This is a genomic window from Streptomyces sp. NPDC022552, from assembly GCF_055561875.1.
In genome coordinates this window covers 109034-125009 of record NZ_JBVHGJ010000011.1, presented here as the reverse complement: position 1 = coordinate 125009, position 15976 = coordinate 109034, and the positions used below count along the sequence as shown (strand labels likewise).

Here is a 15976-nt window from a genome sequence, read left to right as displayed (position 1 = left end):
CAAGCTTCCGTACCACGATAGCCGTCAAGCTCCCTTTTCGGGGCGGCTGTTGGCGAGATTGATGCGGCGCCCCAGCCTCATACGCTGGGGCGCACCACCCTGGCATATGCCAAGGTCACAGCACCTTAAGAGAGTCTGAGGTCAGAGCACCGCGCCGAGAAACTCGCGAGTACGCGCGTGCTCGGGATCCGAGAAGATTTTTTCCGGAGAACCGGACTCGATCACCTGTCCCGCGTCGAACATCAGGACCTCGTCCGAGATGTCACGGGCGAAGTTCATCTCGTGCGTCACACAGATCATGGTGATGTCCGTCGTCGCCGCGATCTCCCGGAGCAGGTCCAGGACGCCCGCGACGAGCTCCGGGTCGAGCGCGGAGGTCACCTCGTCGAGCAGGAGCACCTTCGGCTCCATGGCGAGCGCCCGCGCGATCGCGACCCGCTGCTGCTGCCCACCGGACAACTGTGCGGGCCTGGCCTCGCACTTGTCGGCGAGGCCGACCATGTCGAGCAGCTCGCGCCCGCGCGCCTCGGCCTCCTCCCGGCTCTTCCCCAGCGTCCGGACCGGCGCCTCGGTGATGTTGCGCAGGACAGACATGTGGGGGAAGAGGTTGAAGTGCTGGAAGACCATCCCGATCTTCCGCCGCACCTCGCGCCGGTGCTTCTCGTCCGCCGGGTACAGCTTTCCGCCGTTGACCCGGATGGTCCCCGCGTCGGGCTTCTCCAAGGTCATCAGGAGCCGCAGGATCGTCGTCTTGCCGGAACCGGAGGGTCCGATCAGGGTGACGTGCTTGCCCGGACGGACCGAGAAGCTGAGATCGTCGAGGACGGTCTGGTCCCCGAAGCGCTTGGTGACGTTCTCGAATCGGATGAGCTGGTCAGTGGGCAAGGCGGCGCTCCAGAGTGCGGAGGAGAAGAGAAGCGGGATACGCGATCAGGACAAAGGCCACGCCGACCACCGTGAGCGGCTCGGTGTACTGGAAGGTGGCCGCGGACTCGAGCCGCGACTGCTGGAGCAGTTCCAGCACACCGATTCCGGCCAGGATCGGGGTGTCCTTCAGCATCGCGATGACGTAGTTGCCGAGCGCGGGGGTGATCCGGCGCAGGGCCTGCGGCAGGATCACCGTCAGCCAGGTCCGGTGGCGCGGCAGGCTGAGCGCCTTCGCCGCCTCCCACTGCCCGACCGGCACGGCGTCGATGCCGGCCCGGTAGACCTGCGCGGTGTACGTCGAGTAGTGCAGCCCGATCGCGAGCGTGCCGGTGGCCAGGGCGGAGAGCTTCAAGCCCCACTCCGGCAGCACGAAGAAGAGGAAGAAGAGCTGCACGAGCAGGGGAGTCGTGCGGATGAACTCGGTGACGGCGTGCACCGGCCAGCGCACGAGCCGGCTGGGGGCCCGGAAGCCCAGCGCCCAGACCAGGCCGAGCGTGAACGAGATCAGCGAGCCGAGCGCCAGCACCTGGAGGGTGAGGAGCACGCCGTCCCAGAAGCGCGGAAGGAAGTCCGCCACCGCGGACCAGTCCCAGTTCACTTGGCCACCACCCCCAGGTTCGCCTTGGCGCGCCGTTCCAGCGCCTTCATCGAGCGGGTGATCACCAGCGCGATCACGAAGTACACGACCAGGGTCACGGTGTAGATCCCGCCACTCTCCTGGGTCGCGAGCCGCACCAGATAGGCGGCGAACGACACGTCACCGACGCCGAGCAGCGACACCAGGGCGGTGCCCTTGAGCAGCTCGACGAGGAGATTGCAGAAGGACGGGATCATCTCGGGCACGGCCTGGGGGAGGAGGACGAGCCGCAGCCGCTGCCAGGGCGTGAGGCTGAGCGCGACCCCCGCCTCGCGCTGCGCCTTCGGTACGGCGTTCAGGGCGCCCCGCACGATCTCGGCGCCGTACGCCCCGTAGGACAGGCCGAGCGCGAGAATCGCCGCCCACATCGGCACGAGCTGCCAGCCGGCCAGCGGCGGCAGCACGAAGAACAGCCAGAACATGAGGATCAGCGCGGACGTGCCACGGAAGACCTCGGTGTACAGACCGGCCAGGAAGCGGACCACGGGGGAGCGGTGGGTGCGGGCGGTCCCGACGGCGAACGCGACCAGCGCGGCGAGCGCGGCGGAGGCGACCAGGAGCTGGAGGGTGATCCAGATGCCGGGCAGGACCCAGTTCTGCCAGAGTCCCGCGGTCATCGGCACAGCTCCTCGGCGGTCAAGGTGGTCATCTCGGCCTCGGTGAAGCCGAAGCGCCGCAGGATCCGGAAGAGTTCGCCGCTCTTCTTCATACGGTGCAGCTCGGTGTTGAAGGCGTCCCGCAGGGCGGTGTCGGTGGGGCGGAAGGCGAAGCCGCCGCCGTCGACCTTCCGCTTCCCGTCGACGACGGCGGCGAAGGGCTCGATGGCCTCGGCCTTGGCGGACTTGCGGACCACCAGGCGGGCGGTCAGGGCGGTGCCGGCGAAGACGTCGACACGGCCGGACTCGACCGCGTTCAGGCCGGCGACCTGGTCCTGGAGGATCACGATGTCCTTCTCCGGGTACCCGGCGGCCACCGCGTGCGCGATCTGGGCCCATCCGCCGCCGGTCGCGAAGCGCGCCTTGGAGCGCACCACGTCGTCGTACGAGCGGAGGTTCTTCGGGTTGCCCCTGGGGACGACGAAGGAGTCGAGCATCTGGTACTCGGGATCGGCGAAGAGGACCTGCGCGCAGCGGTCCTTGTTGATGTACATCCCGGCCGAGACGGCGTCGAACTGCTGGGAGCCGAGCCCGGGTATCAGAGAGGCGAAGTCGGTGGCCACGGGCTGGACGTCACGCACGCCGAGCCGCCCGAAGATCACCCGGGCGAGCTCGGGGGCCTCGCCGGTGAAGGCGCCCTGCTCGTCGACGTATCCGTACGGCACCTCGCCCGCGATGCCGAGGCGGACGGTGCCCTGGGATCTGAGCCGGCCGAGCGTGTCGCCCGAGGCGACACGGGCGCAGCCGGACGCGCCGACCGCCGCCGCACCGGCGGCGGCGGCGGTCCCCCACAGCACCGACCGCCGCCGTATCTGGTTCGTAGTTCGAGGCATGGGCGCGCGGCTACCCGAAGCCGAACGGCTCATTCCTCCTGATCCGGCAGAAGGCCCGCGGAATAACCGGAGACCGCCTCCTGTTCTCACTTCCCGTACGTACGTCTATGGGCAGAAGGGTCGTCAACGGTGAGCGACGCGATTCGGGGCACGGCACACGGGGACTCGCCCGTACCGCTGTCCGTACTGGACCTGGTGACCGTCGGCAGCGGGCGGACCGCGAGCCAGGCGCTGGCCACCAGCGTCGAGATCAGCAAGCTCGCCGAGCGGCGCGGCTACCACCGCCACTGGGTGGCCGAGCACCACTCCATGCCCGGCGTCGCCTCGTCCTCGCCCGCCGTGATCCTGGCCCATCTCGCCGCCCACACCCGCCGCATCCGGCTCGGCTCGGGCGGTGTGATGCTGCCCAACCACGCCCCGCTGGTGATCGCCGAGCAGTTCGGCACGCTGGAGGCCTTCGCCCCCGGCCGCGTCGACCTCGGCCTCGGCCGCGCCCCCGGCACGGACGGTGCCACGGCCGCGGCCCTGCGCCGGACGCAGACCCTGAACGAGGGCGCGGACGACTTCCCGCAGCAGCTCGCCGAGCTGACCCGGTTCCTGGACGACGACTTCCCGGACGGGCACCCGTACGCCCGGATCCATGCCGTGCCCGGCCCGGTCCAGGGGCCTTCCGGGCGCCCGCCGATCTGGCTGCTCGGCTCCTCCGGCTTCAGTGCCCGCCTCGCCGGGATGCTCGGCCTGCCCTTCGCCTTCGCCCACCACTTCTCCGCCCAGAACACGATCCCCGCGCTCGACCTCTACCGGGACTCCTTCCGGCCCTCGGAGGTCCTCGACGCGCCCTACGCGCTCATCGGTGTGGCCGCGCTCGCCGCCGACGACCCGAAGGAGGCCCGCCGTCAGGTCATGACCGGCGCGCTGTCGATGCTGCGGCTGCGCATGGGCCGGCCCGGCCTGATCCCGACGCCCGAGGAGGCGGAGGCGTACCCCTTCAGTCCGACGGAGCGGGACTTCGTCGAGAGCTGGCTCGCGAACATCGTCCACGGGACGGCGGACGAGGTCCGGACAGGTCTGGACGATCTGCGCAAGCGCACCGGCGCCGACGAGCTGATGATCACGGCCAACGCGCACGGCGGCGATGTCCGGCTGCGCAGCTACGAGTTGATCGCGGACGCCTACCGCCTGCCCGAACTCGGCTGAGAAAGTCGGGGGTTGGTTCAGTCCGGAACACCAGGCTCCGGCACCCCTAAGTGAACCTTAAACCGCTCGTCACCCGTGGTGGCGGGCGGTTCGGTTTTGTGCTGCACCGCTCTGACAAGGGGTTTCATCGGCTAATTGGTCTAGTCCTCGATCTGGTTCAGACCATTGACGTGCTGTTCACACACGGGCTATCACTTCACCAACTCCCGTCTCGCGTCACCCCCTCGGAGGCCGAACGTGCACCCCCGTAAGCCATTGATCGCCGCGCTCGTGAGCACGGCCCTCGCCGCAGGCGCGCTCGCCGCGACCGTCGGCCTCGGCTCCGCCCAGGCGGCCGACACCGTGACCACCGCCGCAGCCGCCGACGGCAACGTGCGCATCGCGTACTACGACCAGTGGAGCGTGTACGGGAACGCCTTCTATCCCAAGCACCTCGACACCCGGGGCATCGCGAGCAAACTGGACGTCATCAACTACTCGTTCGGCAACATCCACCCCACCAACCTCACCTGTTTCATGGCCAACAAGGCCGCAGGTGACGACAACAACCCCAACGCGGGCGACGGTGCGGGCGACTCGTACGCCGACTACCAGAAGTCCTTCAGCGCGGCCGACAGCGTGGACGGCGTGGCCGACACGTGGAACCAGCCGATCGTGGGCGTCTTCAACCAGTTCAAGGAGCTGAAGGCGAAGTACCCCCACCTGAAGATCAACATCTCGCTCGGTGGCTGGACCTACTCCAAGTTCTTCCACGACGCCGCGAAGACGGACGCCAGCCGCAAGAAGCTCGTCTCGTCCTGTATCGACCAGTACCTCAAGGGCAACCTCCCGGTCGAGGGCGGCTTCGGCGGCGCCGGTACCGCCGCGGGCATCTTCGACGGCATCGACATCGACTGGGAGTACCCCGGCTCCGAGGGCGGCCACCTCGGCAACCACTACGGCCCCGAGGACAAGCAGAACTTCACTCTCCTCCTCGCCGAGTTCCGCAAGCAGCTCGACGAGTACGGCGCGGCCAACGGCGGCAAGAAGTACATGCTGACCGCGGCCCTCCCGGCCGGCCAGGACAAGATCAAGCACATCGAGACGGACAAGATCGGCGCGTACCTCGACTACGCGAACATCATGACGTACGACATGCACGGCGCCTGGGACGGCGACGGGCCGACGTACCACCAGTCCCCGCTCCACTCCGGCTCCAACGACCCGACCGACCCCATCGCGCCGGGCACCGAGAAGTACTCGATCGACAACGCGATCGACTCCTGGATCGACGGCAAGCCGGCCTACGGCATCGCCGGCGGCTTCCCCGCCAACAAGCTGACGCTCGGCTACGAGTTCTACTACCGCGGCTGGAAGGGCGTCCCGGCCGGCAGCGCCAACGGCCTCGCCCAGTCCGCGACCGGCGGCTCGGCCGCCCGTCCGCTCAGCCAGCAGGCCGGTATCGCCCACTACAAGGAGCTCGGCGGCATCGTCGACAACGCGGCGACCACCTTCTGGGACGACCAGGCCAAGTCCTCGTACTTCTACAAGGACGGCGAGTTCTTCACCGGCCTGAACCAGAGGTCCATCCAGGCCCGGGTGGACTACGGCAAGCAGCGCGGCCTGGCCGGGGCGATGATGTACTCGCTCCTCGGTCTGGACAACAACATCACGCTGCTGAACCAGATCAGCGACGCCCTCGGCGGCACCACCGTCCCGCCGACCACGCCGCCCACCACCCCGCCCACGACGCCTCCGACCACCCCGCCCACGACTCCGCCGACCACCCCGCCCACGGGCTGCGGCTCGGTCCCGGCGTACGTGGCCGGCACGGTCTACAACGGCGGCACGGTCGTCTCCCACAACGGCCGCAAGTGGCTCGCCCAGTGGTGGACCCAGAACGAGACGCCGGGCACGACCGGCGAGTGGGGCGTCTGGAAGGACCAGGGCGCCTGCTAGCCACCCCCGACCGCTCAGTGGGGTGCCCGTCCGTACCCCGCTGAGCACCACATGACCACTGCCCCCGCCCGGAACGTCCCTCCGGCCGGGGGCAGTTCCATGCCGGTCGACGGGTGAGGCTCAGACCGCGAGCGGCGAGGTCCCGATCAACTCCGCGATACGGTCCGCGGCCACCGCGCGGGAGTACAGCCAGCCCTGCCCGGTGTCGCAGCCGATGCGCCGCAGCCGGGTCGCCTGACCCGAGGTCTCCACGCACTCGGCGGTGACCGTCAGACCCAGCCGGTGGGCCAACTGCACCAGGGCCTCCACGATCAGCTCGTCCGCCGGGTTGGCGTGCGCCTCGTCCTGGAAGCCGCGGACGAACGATCCGTCGAGCTTCAGGACCGACACCGGGAGCCGGCTCAGATACGCCAGGTTCGAGTACCCCGTGCCGAAGTCGTCGATGGCGATCCGTACACCCATGTCGCTCAGAGCCTGGAGCGCCTGGAGCGGGCGGCCCGCCGAGCCCATCACCGCGGACTCGGTCAGTTCCAACTGGAGCAGATGCGGCGCGAGACCGGTCTCCGCCAGGATCCCCGCGACGTCCGCCACCAGGTCGGAGTCCCAGACCTGCCGTACGGCCACATTGACGCTCACGAACAGCGGCCGCTCGCGCGGATGGTCCTTCTGCCACTGCCGGGCCTGCGTGCACGCCGTGCGCAGCACCCACCGCCCCAGCTCGACGATCGAGCCGTCCTCCTCTGCGATCCCGACGAACCGATTCGGCGGAAGCGTGCCGAACTGCGGATGGTTCCAGCGCACCAGCGCCTCCACCCCGTGCACCGCGCCGTCCGCGAGCCCGACGAGCGGCTGGTACTCCAGCGCGAACTCCCCGCGCTCCACGGCCGGGCGGAGGGTGGAGGAGAGCGCCTGCCGGGTCATCCGGTGGGCGTTGCGCTCGGGGTCGAAGAGCGTCCAGCGCGCCTTGCCGTCGGCCTTCGCCCAGTACAGCGTGGTGTCGGCGGCCTGCATCAGACCCGTCGCTGTCGTCCCGCGGGCACCGCGCTCCACCACTCCGATCGAGGCGGAGACGGAGAGCCGCTGCCCGGCGAGGTCGAAGGGCCGCTGGAGCGCGCAGAGGACGGACTGCGCCAGATCCGCGAGCTGTTCCGTGCCGGTGGAGTCCTCGACGAGGATGGCGAACTCGTCGCCGCCGAGCCGCGCGACCAGGTGTCCGCCGCTCCTGGTGTACCCGTCGTTGTCCGCACACTCCGTCAGCCGGGCGGCCACGGCGGCGAGAAGCCGGTCGCCGACCCGGTGTCCGAGCGTGTCGTTGACCGCCTTGAAGCCGTCGAGATCGAGGTAGCAGAGACCGATCCGCCCTGTTCCGCCATCCCTGTACGACTGGTGTGATTCGTAGGACTCGTAGGACTCGTACGACGGGTGGGACGGGTGCACGTGGAACTCCGCCGACTCCTCGTCCAGGCAGGCCGCCGCCTCCAGGGCCGCCGAGAGCCGCTCGAAGAACAGCGTGCGGTTGGGCAGCCGGGTGACCGGGTCGTGCATCTGGAGGTGGCGCAGACGGGCCTGCAGCTCGCGCCGGTCGCTGATGTCCGCGACGGAGAGCAGGACTCGGGGGCTGTCGGGCACGGGAGCGACGGTGACCTCGGCCCACAGCGAGCGCCCGTCGGGGTGCTTGAGCCGGCGCGTGCAGCGGAAGCGGGAGCGGCGGCCGCGCAGGACCTCGCGGTACGCGTGCCAGGTGCGGCCGTCGGAGGCGAGGTCGACGAGGTCGGCGGCGGCCTGCTCGCGCAGGGCGCCGGCCTCGGTGCCGAAGAGGGAGCCGAGGGCGTCGTTCGCGGAGACGACGAGCCCGTCCTGGTCGACGACGGCCATGGCGAGCTGGGCGACGCGGAAGGCGGCGCGGTGGTCACGGAGCTCGGCGACCGCCGCGACGTCCGCGGGCGCGGTGGGCGTTGCGGGCGCGGCGGCCTCCGCGGGTGCTGCGGGCTCTGCGGGTGCTGCGGGCTTTGCGGTCTCCGCGGGTGCTCCGGGTGTTGCGGCTTCTGCGACTTCTGCGTCGACCGGAAGCTCGTCGTGACGCTCCGTGATCGGAGGCGCGGGCTCCCGTGTGGGCGAGAGCTGGGTGTGCACCGGTCCTTCGGGGGTTCCGCTCACCGCTCGCTCCCGTAGTGCAGTCGGGCCGTAAGAGACGTGGTCGGGATGGGTCGGCCAAGGAAAGTGTGCCGATCATAGAGGCTGGCCCCAGGGCCATTCCAGCTTCATGGGCGCCCTCCGGTCCAGCGGAGGCCGTGAGCCTGCCCCCGGCATCATCAGGCCGATCGTTTCTGCGCGGGTCTGACGCGGGACGGAGGGGGCCTGACCGATTGTGACGTTCCGTGAACCGTTGCGCGCTCGTGTCGTGTCGTCGCCATGTCGCGCGCTCACCCGACTGGGGCAGCGGAAACGTGCGAAATACCGCAAACCATCACAAGGTGGGTGGGGTGTCCCGCATTCGGCAGCCGGAGGTCCATGTGAGGGGTCAGCAGCCACCCGGGGGAGTGGAGCGCGCGCGGCTTCGCGCCTCCGCCGCGGCCTTCACCTCGCTCGTGGCACTCGCCGCGACCGGGCTCGTCGCGGGCCCCGCGGTGGGCGCCCCGTCGGCGGGGCCGTGCGCCCTGCCCCGTACCGCCGCACACCACTCCCTCGGCCTGGACACCTGGAACGGCGCGTACCCGCAGCCCGTCCGCTCGCTCGACGCGGTCATGATCTTCCTGTCGTTCCCGGACTCCACCCCGCTGACCGCACCCGCTGACCTGGCCGCCGACCACTTCCCCGGCACCAGCGACTTCTTCCGGCGCGCCTCGTACGGCCGCTTCGCGCTGCGCGCCGACACGCAGCCGGAGTGGACCGCGATGCCGAAGGACTCGACGTCGTACGCCATACGGCGTGACTGGGACGCGGCGAAGCGGACGGCGTATCTGCGCGACGCGCTCCAGGCGGCCGACGGGAAGGTCGACTTCTCGCGGTACGACATCGTCTATCTGGTCGCAGACCCCGACGCGCCGGGCGTGGACTCCGACGCCACCAAGGTCGTCAACCTGGAGCATCCGGTCACGGTCGACGGCAACGAGATCAAGCGGGTCGTCACGGTCTTCGAGCGGCACCCGCCGGACCGGAACGTGCTGGCCCACGAGACCGGGCACGTCTTCGACCTGCCGGACCTCTACCACCGGCCGATGGACGGCAAGGGCGACTGGGACACCCATGTGGGGGACTGGGACGTCATGGGCAGCCAGTTCGGCCTCGCCCCCGAGCCCTTCGGCTGGCACAAGTGGAAGCTGGGCTGGCTTGAGCGGCGCCAGGTGATATGCGTACAGGGGCCGGGCTCCCGCCTGTTCAGCCTGGAGCCGCTGGCGGCGGCGCCGGTGGCCGGCGGCACGCTCGGCAACCGGCTCGCGGTCGTACGGACGGGTCCCGGCACGGCGCTCGCGATCGAGGCGCGCGGCTCGACCGGCAACGACCAGGACACCTGCAAGGAGGGTGTGCTGATCTACCGCGTACGGAACGAGGCGGCGTCCGGCGAGGGGCCGATCGAGGTCGTGGACACCCATCCGCGGACCGAGGCCTGCTGGGACCGCTCGGTGTACCCGCCGCTGGCGGACGCGCCGCTGCGCGTGGGCGAGACGTTCACGGTGCCGGGGGACGGCACGCGGGTGGAGGTCGCGGACCGGACGCCGACGGGGGCGTGGACGGTGAAGGTGACGGTGCCTCCGCCGTCGCTCTAGCCGTCGCTCGCACGCTCGCTGCCGTCGCAACGAAAAAGCCCCTCGCTCTCGCGAGGGGCTTTCTCCGTCTGTGCGCCGCCAGGGACTCGAACCCCGGACCCGCTGATTAAGAGTCAGCTGCTCTAACCAACTGAGCTAGCGGCGCCTGCTGACGTCGTAGACCTTAGCATCCTGATCGGCGGGAGGAAAAATCGATATCCGCACGTCGGCGGCGGAGGTGGTGCGGGCCGCCCGGACGCAGGCCCAGAGCATGACCTCGGGGCCCGGCAGCCAGGGGTGACGGGTGTCGGGGGCGACGACCCAGCGGGGGCCGGCCGGGTTCTGCGGTGTCAGCGGGGGGATGGTCACGGCGTCGCCGGTGCCGTGGCAGAGCGGCGGCGGGACGGTGTCACCCCACTCCTCCCAGTGCAGCAGGGCCGGTAAACGCTGGGCGGTGCCGGGCGCGGCGAAGAGCAGCATCCGGCCGCGGTGGACGGCGACGGGCCCGGAACCCGGACCCTCCGCCCAGAGCCGGTCGAGCATCCGGCGCCCGAAGATCGGTTCCACGTTCACGACGTCGAAGACCGTCCCGCAGGGGAGGACGGCGGGGGCGGCGGGGCGGGACTCCCAGAGCGCGAGCGTGGAGCGCGGGTACGCGGTGGCGGAGGCGAGCCAGTCGGCGCCGTCGGCGGTGACGTGCGCGGAGTGATGGCGGCGGTCGTCGGTGTCCCGGAGGAACCGGAAGACGTCGTCGGTCCGCCGCTCGTCGGTGTCGCTCTGGGCGGGGCTCAGGGGTGTCTCGTCTCGCAGCCATGCACTCATGACGTCAGATCTACCGGCAGTGACGATCCCGTTTCCGCGTGTTGCCGGAAACCCGGACAAGGGTGGTGCGAGGGGAGTATCTTTCGCCCCGGCATATGCCAGGCGCGGGTGGCGGGGGCGCATGGCGCGAAGGGGGGCGCGGGGCATGGGCCCGGGCCCCGGCGCGCCGCGAACGCCGCCGCGCCCCGCGAGCTCCAAGGCGCCCCTGGGGCTCCAATGCGCCCCGGGTGTGCCGGGGTGAGTCGTTCGCGGGTCGTCGTCCGCATGGCCGGGCGACTCCGGACCTGGTTGACCCCCGGGGCAGGGCGTCCGGCGTGCGCTGTCGTTCATGGGGCTGGGGTTCGTCCGGCGGGGTGAGCCGTCCCCGGCCTTGCCGTCCGCGGAACGGGCATTCCCCCGGCGGGCCGATGTCGCGCCTCGTCGTCCGCCGGGTCCGTGTTCCGCCGTTGGAGCTAGTCGTCCGTCTGGGTGCTGGTCGTGCGGAGGAGATCGCGGCCGAAGTCGATCATGCGGCGTGCGTAGTCCTCCGTCCACTCCGCCCGCTCGGCGACGTCCGCAGCCGTCAGGCGGTCGAAGCGCCGCGGGTCGGCGAGCTGGGCCGCCGCCATCGCCTGGTACTCGATGGCCCGGTCCGTCGCCGCGCGGAACGCGAGCGTCAGCTCGGTCGCGCGCGCCAGCAGCTCACGCGGGTCCTCGATCGACTCCAGGTCGAAGAAGTGCTCCGGGTCGGCGGTCGCCTCGGCGGGCTCGAAGATCAGCGGTGCCGGCCGGAGCCGCCGTTGCTCGTTGCGCTCCGCGGATTCCGCCATCGTCCTTCTCCTCCTCGCACACACGCGGCCCGGACACCCGGGCCGTCTTCCATTGTCCCGCGTCGCGCAAGAGGGCGGGGGCCGGTCAGTCGCCGAGGCCGCGCAGATAGACCGTGAGGCCGCCGAAGAACTCCCGTTCGGCCTCGATGCCCGCGGCATGACGGGCTGCCTCCGTCATGTACGGGAAGCGGTCCTGCGGCAGTTCGGCGATGGCGGTCGTCCCCGCGCCGGCGAGGGACCCGAGGTGTTCGAGCTGGATCGCCCCGACGACGTACGAGATCAGGCCGCGCAGGGCGACGACGCGCCGCTCGCCGTCGATGCCGCCCTCCGCCATCAGCCCGAGCACCGACTCCGACCAGCGCAGCAGTCCCGGCAGCCGGTGCCGGTGGGTGAGGGTGAGCGGGACGGCGGCGGGGTGTGCGCCGACGCTGTCGCGCAGTCGCCGGACCAGGACCTCGATCCGGGCGCGCCAGGGCGTGTCGGCCGCGGGCGGGGTCGGATCGACGGAGCTCAGGACGCGTTCGGCGACGAGCCCTTCGAGTTCGTCGCGGTCGGCCACGTACCGGTAGAGCCCCATCGTGCTCATGCCGAGTTCCTTGGCCACGGTGCGCATCGACAGACCGGCGAGCCCGTCGCGATCGATGACGGCGAGCGCGGCGGCGGCGAGCTGGTCCGGGGTGAGGGAGCGGGGGCGCGGCATGGATTGACAGCGTACGCCATACGCCTACGCTGGTAGGTGTACGCCGTACGCCTACGTGGAGGTCGTCCATGCTCAAGCCCGGCACGCCCGTTCCCGCCCGTACGCTCGACCCGGTCCTCGGTCCCCCGGTCGCCGTGCCGGACCCCGGACACCTCGTCCATCTGCAGTTCCGCCGCTTCGCCGGCTGCCCGATCTGCCACCTCCACCTGCGGTCCTTCGTCCGCAGGCACGCGGAGATCGAGGCGGCGGGGATCCGGGAGGTCGTGGTCTTCCACTCGCCCCCGGAAGAGCTCCACCCGCACCTGGACGGACTGCCGTTCGCGGTCGTGGCCGACCCCGACAGGCGGCTCTACGCGGAGTTCGGCGTCGAGTCCTCGCCGCGGTCGCTGCTCTCCCCGCGCGCGTGGTGGCCCATCGCCCGGGCCGTGCTCCTCGGCACGTGGGAGCTGGTGCGCGGCCGGGAACGCCCTCCGGTACGCAACCCGCGCGGCGGCCGGCTCGGACTGCCCGCGGACTTCCTCATCACCCCGGACGGCCGCATCGCCGCCGCGAAGTACGGCGAACACGCCGACGACCAATGGCCGGTGGACGAACTCCTCACCCACGCGGCCGCGACCACCGATCTGACCCCCTCGACCGGCTGACCCGTCAGGGCTGCCGGGGCATGCGGCGGCCCGGGGCGGCCGGCCCTACGGCTGCCAGGGCACGCGGTGTTCGGCGAGGTGCGAGAGGACCGCGTGGTTCGCCTCCCAGCCGTCGGGAAACTTGACCGTCACACCCAGCTGGACCGGTTCCGTGGAGGGGTGGTCGTCCAGGAGGTCGGCGACGCCCGCGCGGCAGACCACGATGCAGGCATGGCGGTGGCGGGAGGCCAGGACGCACAGGCGGCCCGTCTCCAGGTGGAAGGCCGTGGCGTCCGGGCGGCCCGACAAGGGGTGGAGTACGACCGTCACGTCGTACTCCCGGCCCTGTAGGCGGTTCGCCGTGTCCACGGTCACGCCCGAGACGCCCAGCTCCGTCAGCGCCGCGCGGACCGCCGCCGCCTGGTCGCGGTGGGCCGTGCCGACCGCGATCCGGTCCGGCGTCAGCGCGACCGGATCGGGCGACCGCTCGGAGACGGCCGCCCCGCCCCGGTCGAGGAGTCGGCGCACCACCAGTGCCACGGCACGGACCGCCTCGGGATCCGTGCGCGGGGTGTGCCGGGCGGGCAGTTCCAGCAGGCCCCACCCCGACTCCGCGGCCTCGTCCAGGACCCGGTCCGGGCCCGAGCCGTCCGACGGCACCCCGAAGGTCAGCCGGCGGTCGCCGTGGTCCGTGCCGCTGCGGAACCGGGTGTACGGGTAGAACGCGTCGGACACCAGCGGCGCCGCCGACGCCGGCAGCCGCCAGGACACCGGCAGCCGGTGCTGCGGCAGGTCCGGGTTGTGCGCGAGCAGGGTCGAGACGGCGGAGGCCGAGGGGTCGTACGACAGGCCCGCCCACTGCTCCGCGCCCACCACCGAGAACGGGTCCAACTGCCCCGGGTCGCCCACGAACAGCGCCCGCTCGAAGAGCCCCGCCACGGCCAGCAGCGCGTCCGAGCGCATCTGGTAGGCCTCGTCCACGATCGCGTGCGCCCACGGCTCGACGTTCTTCACGTGCGCCCACTTCGCGGCCGTCGAGATCGTGACCGGAAGCCCCGCCAGATCCCCCGCCTTCGACGACTTCCGTACGTTCTCCAGGTCGTCGAGCGCCTTGTCGTACGGATCGGTGTCGTTGGAGTGCAGCCGCCCCACCGGCAGGTCGGGACGCTTCTCCGCGAGCCGCAGCACCAGGTCGTCCACCTGGGCGTTCGTCTGCGCGACGACCATCAGCGGCCGCCCTGCCTCGGCCAGTTCGAGCGCGGCCCGCACCACCAGCGTCGACTTTCCCGCGCCGGGCGGCGAGTCCACGACGACGCCCCGGGCGTTCCCGTGCAGGGTGTCGGCCAGGATGCCGGCCGTGGCCCGGGCGGCCTCCGTGGACGGGTCGAAGACGTCGGGGTTCACAGCAGGTCCTCCGGCGTGAGGGCGTCGGGCAGTTCGGCGGTGTCTGACCGCGGAGGCCCGCCGTGCGTCCAGGGCGTCTCCTCCGGGTCGGGCAGCTTCGCGCCGACCCGCTGGTCGTGCTCGAAGAGCGTCCAGGCGATCCGCTCGCCCTTCTCCGGAACCGAGCCCTCCGCGGGTTCCTTGGAGCGGCCCATCCGGTCGGTGACCCGCAGCACGAGCGAGCCGTCCTCCTCGCGCCGTACGAACTCGGCGGTCTGCGGCTTGCCTTCGAGCGAGCGGTACACCTTGACGCCCGCGCCCAGGTGCGGGCGGTCGTCCGTGCGGACCGTGAGCAGCGGGCGTGGCGAAGGGCGCTTCGACTCCGACCAGGCCATCGTCACCTCCGCCACCTCGGCGACGAACGCCTCGCCCGCGAGCCGCCGCCCGGCGAGCACCAGCGGGTCGTCGAGGGCCTCCTGCGCCTCCAGTTGGCCCTGCGCGGACTCGCGCGCGGCCAGCTTCTGCGCCGCCGTGACCGCGTCGTCGCGGCGGGGCTGCGGGGGCTCACCGGCCGTCACCCGGTCGCGGTGACCGGTGAACGACCAGCGGTCGCGGGTCCAGCGGTCCGCCACCCGCGCCCCCTCCGGCAGCTCCCGCAGCAGGTCGAGCGCGCGCCAGACCGTGTCCCAGGTCGGCTTCAGCTGGGAGACGATCAGCCGGCGGATCTCCCGCTCGGCCCGGTGCAGTTCGCCCAGGCGGTCGTCGGCCGTGGCGCCGTCCTCGGCCGAGGCCAGCGCCTGCCGGGCCCGGTCGTAGCGCTCGATCGCGGGCGCGAGCAGCCGGTTGTCGAAGGCCGGGTCGGTCGCGGGACCGGCGGGCGGGCAGAGCAGCTGCCCTTCCCGGTCCCGGCCGAGCTCGGCGCGGAGGGCCGCCTCGGCCCCGGAGACGCCCTCGTCCGGGTCGACCCAGGCCAGCAGTGCGCCGAGGTGCTGGTCCTCCAGCGAGGACTGGCCGGTCGCCCAGTGCCGGTTGAGCAGGTCCGTCGCCGACAGCAGCAGCGAGGAGCCGGGCACGCGGGCCCGCTCGCCGAAGTGGGTCAGCCAGCGGCCGAGCAGCGGCACGCGCGGCGGCGCCGGGAACGGCGTCTCCGGGTCCTGCTCCGCCGTCCGCCGGAACCGCATCGACCGCCCCAGGAGCCGTACGTACTCGATTCCGGCCCGGCTCGGCACGATCAACTGCGGCGCGTCCGCGCAGAGGTCGACCTCTACCTTGACCTTCTTCCCGGTCTCCGGATCGGTCTCGTTCCGCTCCGCCGCCTCCACGACGTCGGTGAACGAGTCGATGTACGGCAGGACTTCCTCGGCCAGGTCGGCGAGGAACGCGAACCGCAGGTCCCGGTCGCGCGGCTGCGCGACGACCAGGAGCCGGGGCTCCTCGCGGTCGGTCCCGACCAGCGCACCGAGCGGGGCGCCGGCCTCACCTGCCGTGGTCAGCGGTACGAGAACGAGCGGCCGGTCGGACACGTGGCGGTGCCGCACCGTGGCCAGCGGCTGGGCCCGCCCGGACTCGACGGCCTCCATCCGGGCGAGGGTGGAGATCAGCGACATGAGCGGCCTCCGTGGGAGCGGTCCGGGCCGGGGCGCCCGACGTTCCGGCCGGGCCGCTCACGCCGGCGCGGCGCGATCGGAGACCCGTGCGTGAGTCG

Annotated in this window: 14 protein-coding genes and 1 tRNA gene; 4 read left to right on the top strand and 11 right to left on the bottom strand. The window is 71.6% G+C overall.

The features are described from left to right. Nucleotides 1–141: 141 nt before the first annotated feature. From ehuA to ehuB, 4 genes are read right to left on the bottom strand one after another with little or no spacing between them, the layout of a single operon-like run. Nucleotides 142–885 carry an ectoine/hydroxyectoine ABC transporter ATP-binding protein EhuA gene (gene ehuA, locus ACZ3OF_RS26205; protein ID WP_361673573.1) on the bottom strand — a complete coding sequence of 248 codons (744 nt, stop codon included), beginning with the start codon at nt 883–885 and terminating at the stop codon, nt 142–144. Next, on the bottom strand, nt 875–1525 hold the full coding sequence (gene ehuD / locus ACZ3OF_RS26200; RefSeq protein ID WP_361673570.1) for an ectoine/hydroxyectoine ABC transporter permease subunit EhuD: 651 nt from the start codon (nt 1523–1525) through the stop codon (nt 875–877). The genes ehuA and ehuD overlap by 11 nt, the downstream gene beginning before the upstream one ends. Then, nucleotides 1522–2181 carry an ectoine/hydroxyectoine ABC transporter permease subunit EhuC gene (gene ehuC, locus ACZ3OF_RS26195; RefSeq protein WP_361673568.1) on the bottom strand — a complete coding sequence of 220 codons (660 nt, stop codon included), beginning with the start codon at nt 2179–2181 and terminating at the stop codon, nt 1522–1524. Before ehuC ends, ehuD begins: the two co-directional genes overlap by 4 nt. Next, nucleotides 2178–3053, bottom strand: coding sequence for an ectoine/hydroxyectoine ABC transporter substrate-binding protein EhuB (gene ehuB, locus ACZ3OF_RS26190; RefSeq protein WP_361673566.1), 876 nt, complete (start codon nt 3051–3053; stop codon nt 2178–2180). The genes ehuC and ehuB overlap by 4 nt, the downstream gene beginning before the upstream one ends. A gap of 129 nt (nt 3054–3182) precedes the next feature. On the opposite strand from ehuB, the gene ACZ3OF_RS26185 reads away from it, so the two are divergent. Both ACZ3OF_RS26185 and ACZ3OF_RS26180 read left to right on the top strand, forming a co-directional pair. Further along, the gene (locus ACZ3OF_RS26185; RefSeq protein ID WP_467307127.1) at nt 3183–4250 is read left to right on the top strand and encodes an LLM class flavin-dependent oxidoreductase; all 1068 of its coding nucleotides are present in this window, start codon (nt 3183–3185) and stop codon (nt 4248–4250) included. A gap of 237 nt (nt 4251–4487) precedes the next feature. Beyond that, complete coding sequence (locus ACZ3OF_RS26180) at nt 4488–6188, top strand: glycosyl hydrolase family 18 protein (protein ID WP_467307125.1); 1701 nt, start codon at nt 4488–4490, stop codon at nt 6186–6188. A gap of 120 nt (nt 6189–6308) precedes the next feature. Here the strand turns inward: ACZ3OF_RS26180 and ACZ3OF_RS26175 are convergent, their stop codons facing one another. Further along, on the bottom strand, nt 6309–8345 hold the full coding sequence (locus ACZ3OF_RS26175; RefSeq protein ID WP_467307124.1) for a putative bifunctional diguanylate cyclase/phosphodiesterase: 2037 nt from the start codon (nt 8343–8345) through the stop codon (nt 6309–6311). A 326-nt stretch (nt 8346–8671) separates the two neighbouring features. On the opposite strand from ACZ3OF_RS26175, the gene ACZ3OF_RS26170 reads away from it, so the two are divergent. Beyond that, entirely contained in the window at nt 8672–9955 is a 1284-nt protein-coding gene (locus ACZ3OF_RS26170) for a M6 family metalloprotease domain-containing protein (RefSeq protein WP_467307123.1), read from the top strand. 71 nt (nt 9956–10026) lie between these two features. Here ACZ3OF_RS26170 and ACZ3OF_RS26165 read toward each other — a convergent pair. The 4 genes from ACZ3OF_RS26165 to ACZ3OF_RS26150 all read right to left on the bottom strand — a co-directional run bounded on the left by ACZ3OF_RS26165 (nt 10027) and on the right by ACZ3OF_RS26150 (nt 12265). Beyond that, nucleotides 10027–10100, bottom strand: a tRNA-Lys gene (locus ACZ3OF_RS26165). Next, nucleotides 10091–10756 carry a bifunctional DNA primase/polymerase gene (locus tag ACZ3OF_RS26160; protein ID WP_361673558.1) on the bottom strand — a complete coding sequence of 222 codons (666 nt, stop codon included), beginning with the start codon at nt 10754–10756 and terminating at the stop codon, nt 10091–10093. The genes ACZ3OF_RS26165 and ACZ3OF_RS26160 overlap by 10 nt, the downstream gene beginning before the upstream one ends. Before the next feature lie 452 nt (nt 10757–11208). Then, nucleotides 11209–11565, bottom strand: coding sequence for a hypothetical protein (locus tag ACZ3OF_RS26155; protein ID WP_361673555.1), 357 nt, complete (start codon nt 11563–11565; stop codon nt 11209–11211). Nucleotides 11566–11650: 85 nt separating this feature from the next. Continuing rightward, nucleotides 11651–12265 carry a TetR/AcrR family transcriptional regulator gene (locus ACZ3OF_RS26150; RefSeq protein WP_361673553.1) on the bottom strand — a complete coding sequence of 205 codons (615 nt, stop codon included), beginning with the start codon at nt 12263–12265 and terminating at the stop codon, nt 11651–11653. 68 nt (nt 12266–12333) lie between these two features. Here ACZ3OF_RS26150 and ACZ3OF_RS26145 point away from each other — a divergent pair, with 68 nt between their 5' ends. Next, the gene (locus ACZ3OF_RS26145) at nt 12334–12909 is read left to right on the top strand and encodes a peroxiredoxin-like family protein (protein ID WP_361673551.1); all 576 of its coding nucleotides are present in this window, start codon (nt 12334–12336) and stop codon (nt 12907–12909) included. A gap of 45 nt (nt 12910–12954) precedes the next feature. On the opposite strand, the gene ACZ3OF_RS26140 is transcribed toward ACZ3OF_RS26145, so the two are convergent. Together ACZ3OF_RS26140 and ACZ3OF_RS26135 are read right to left on the bottom strand one after the other, a co-directional pair. After that, nucleotides 12955–14292, bottom strand: coding sequence for an AAA domain-containing protein (locus ACZ3OF_RS26140; RefSeq protein WP_361673549.1), 1338 nt, complete (start codon nt 14290–14292; stop codon nt 12955–12957). Next, the gene (locus ACZ3OF_RS26135) at nt 14289–15878 is read right to left on the bottom strand and encodes a hypothetical protein (RefSeq protein ID WP_467307121.1); all 1590 of its coding nucleotides are present in this window, start codon (nt 15876–15878) and stop codon (nt 14289–14291) included. The genes ACZ3OF_RS26140 and ACZ3OF_RS26135 overlap by 4 nt, the downstream gene beginning before the upstream one ends. Nucleotides 15879–15976 lie beyond the last annotated feature (98 nt).

What these genes read in the sequence shown, in the direction of transcription:
- ehuC (WP_361673568.1), bottom strand. Translation starts at nt 2,181, where the DNA reads ATGACCGCGGGACTCTGGCAGAACTGGGTCCTGCCCGGCATCTGGATC.
- ACZ3OF_RS26145 (WP_361673551.1), top strand. Translation starts at nt 12,334, where the DNA reads ATGCTCAAGCCCGGCACGCCCGTTCCCGCCCGTACGCTCGACCCGGTC.
- ACZ3OF_RS26155 (WP_361673555.1), bottom strand. Translation starts at nt 11,565, where the DNA reads ATGGCGGAATCCGCGGAGCGCAACGAGCAACGGCGGCTCCGGCCGGCA.
- ehuB (WP_361673566.1), bottom strand. Translation starts at nt 3,053, where the DNA reads ATGCCTCGAACTACGAACCAGATACGGCGGCGGTCGGTGCTGTGGGGG.
- ACZ3OF_RS26150 (WP_361673553.1), bottom strand. Translation starts at nt 12,265, where the DNA reads ATGCCGCGCCCCCGCTCCCTCACCCCGGACCAGCTCGCCGCCGCCGCG.
- ACZ3OF_RS26160 (WP_361673558.1), bottom strand. Translation starts at nt 10,756, where the DNA reads ATGAGTGCATGGCTGCGAGACGAGACACCCCTGAGCCCCGCCCAGAGC.
- ACZ3OF_RS26135 (WP_467307121.1), bottom strand. Translation starts at nt 15,878, where the DNA reads ATGTCGCTGATCTCCACCCTCGCCCGGATGGAGGCCGTCGAGTCCGGG.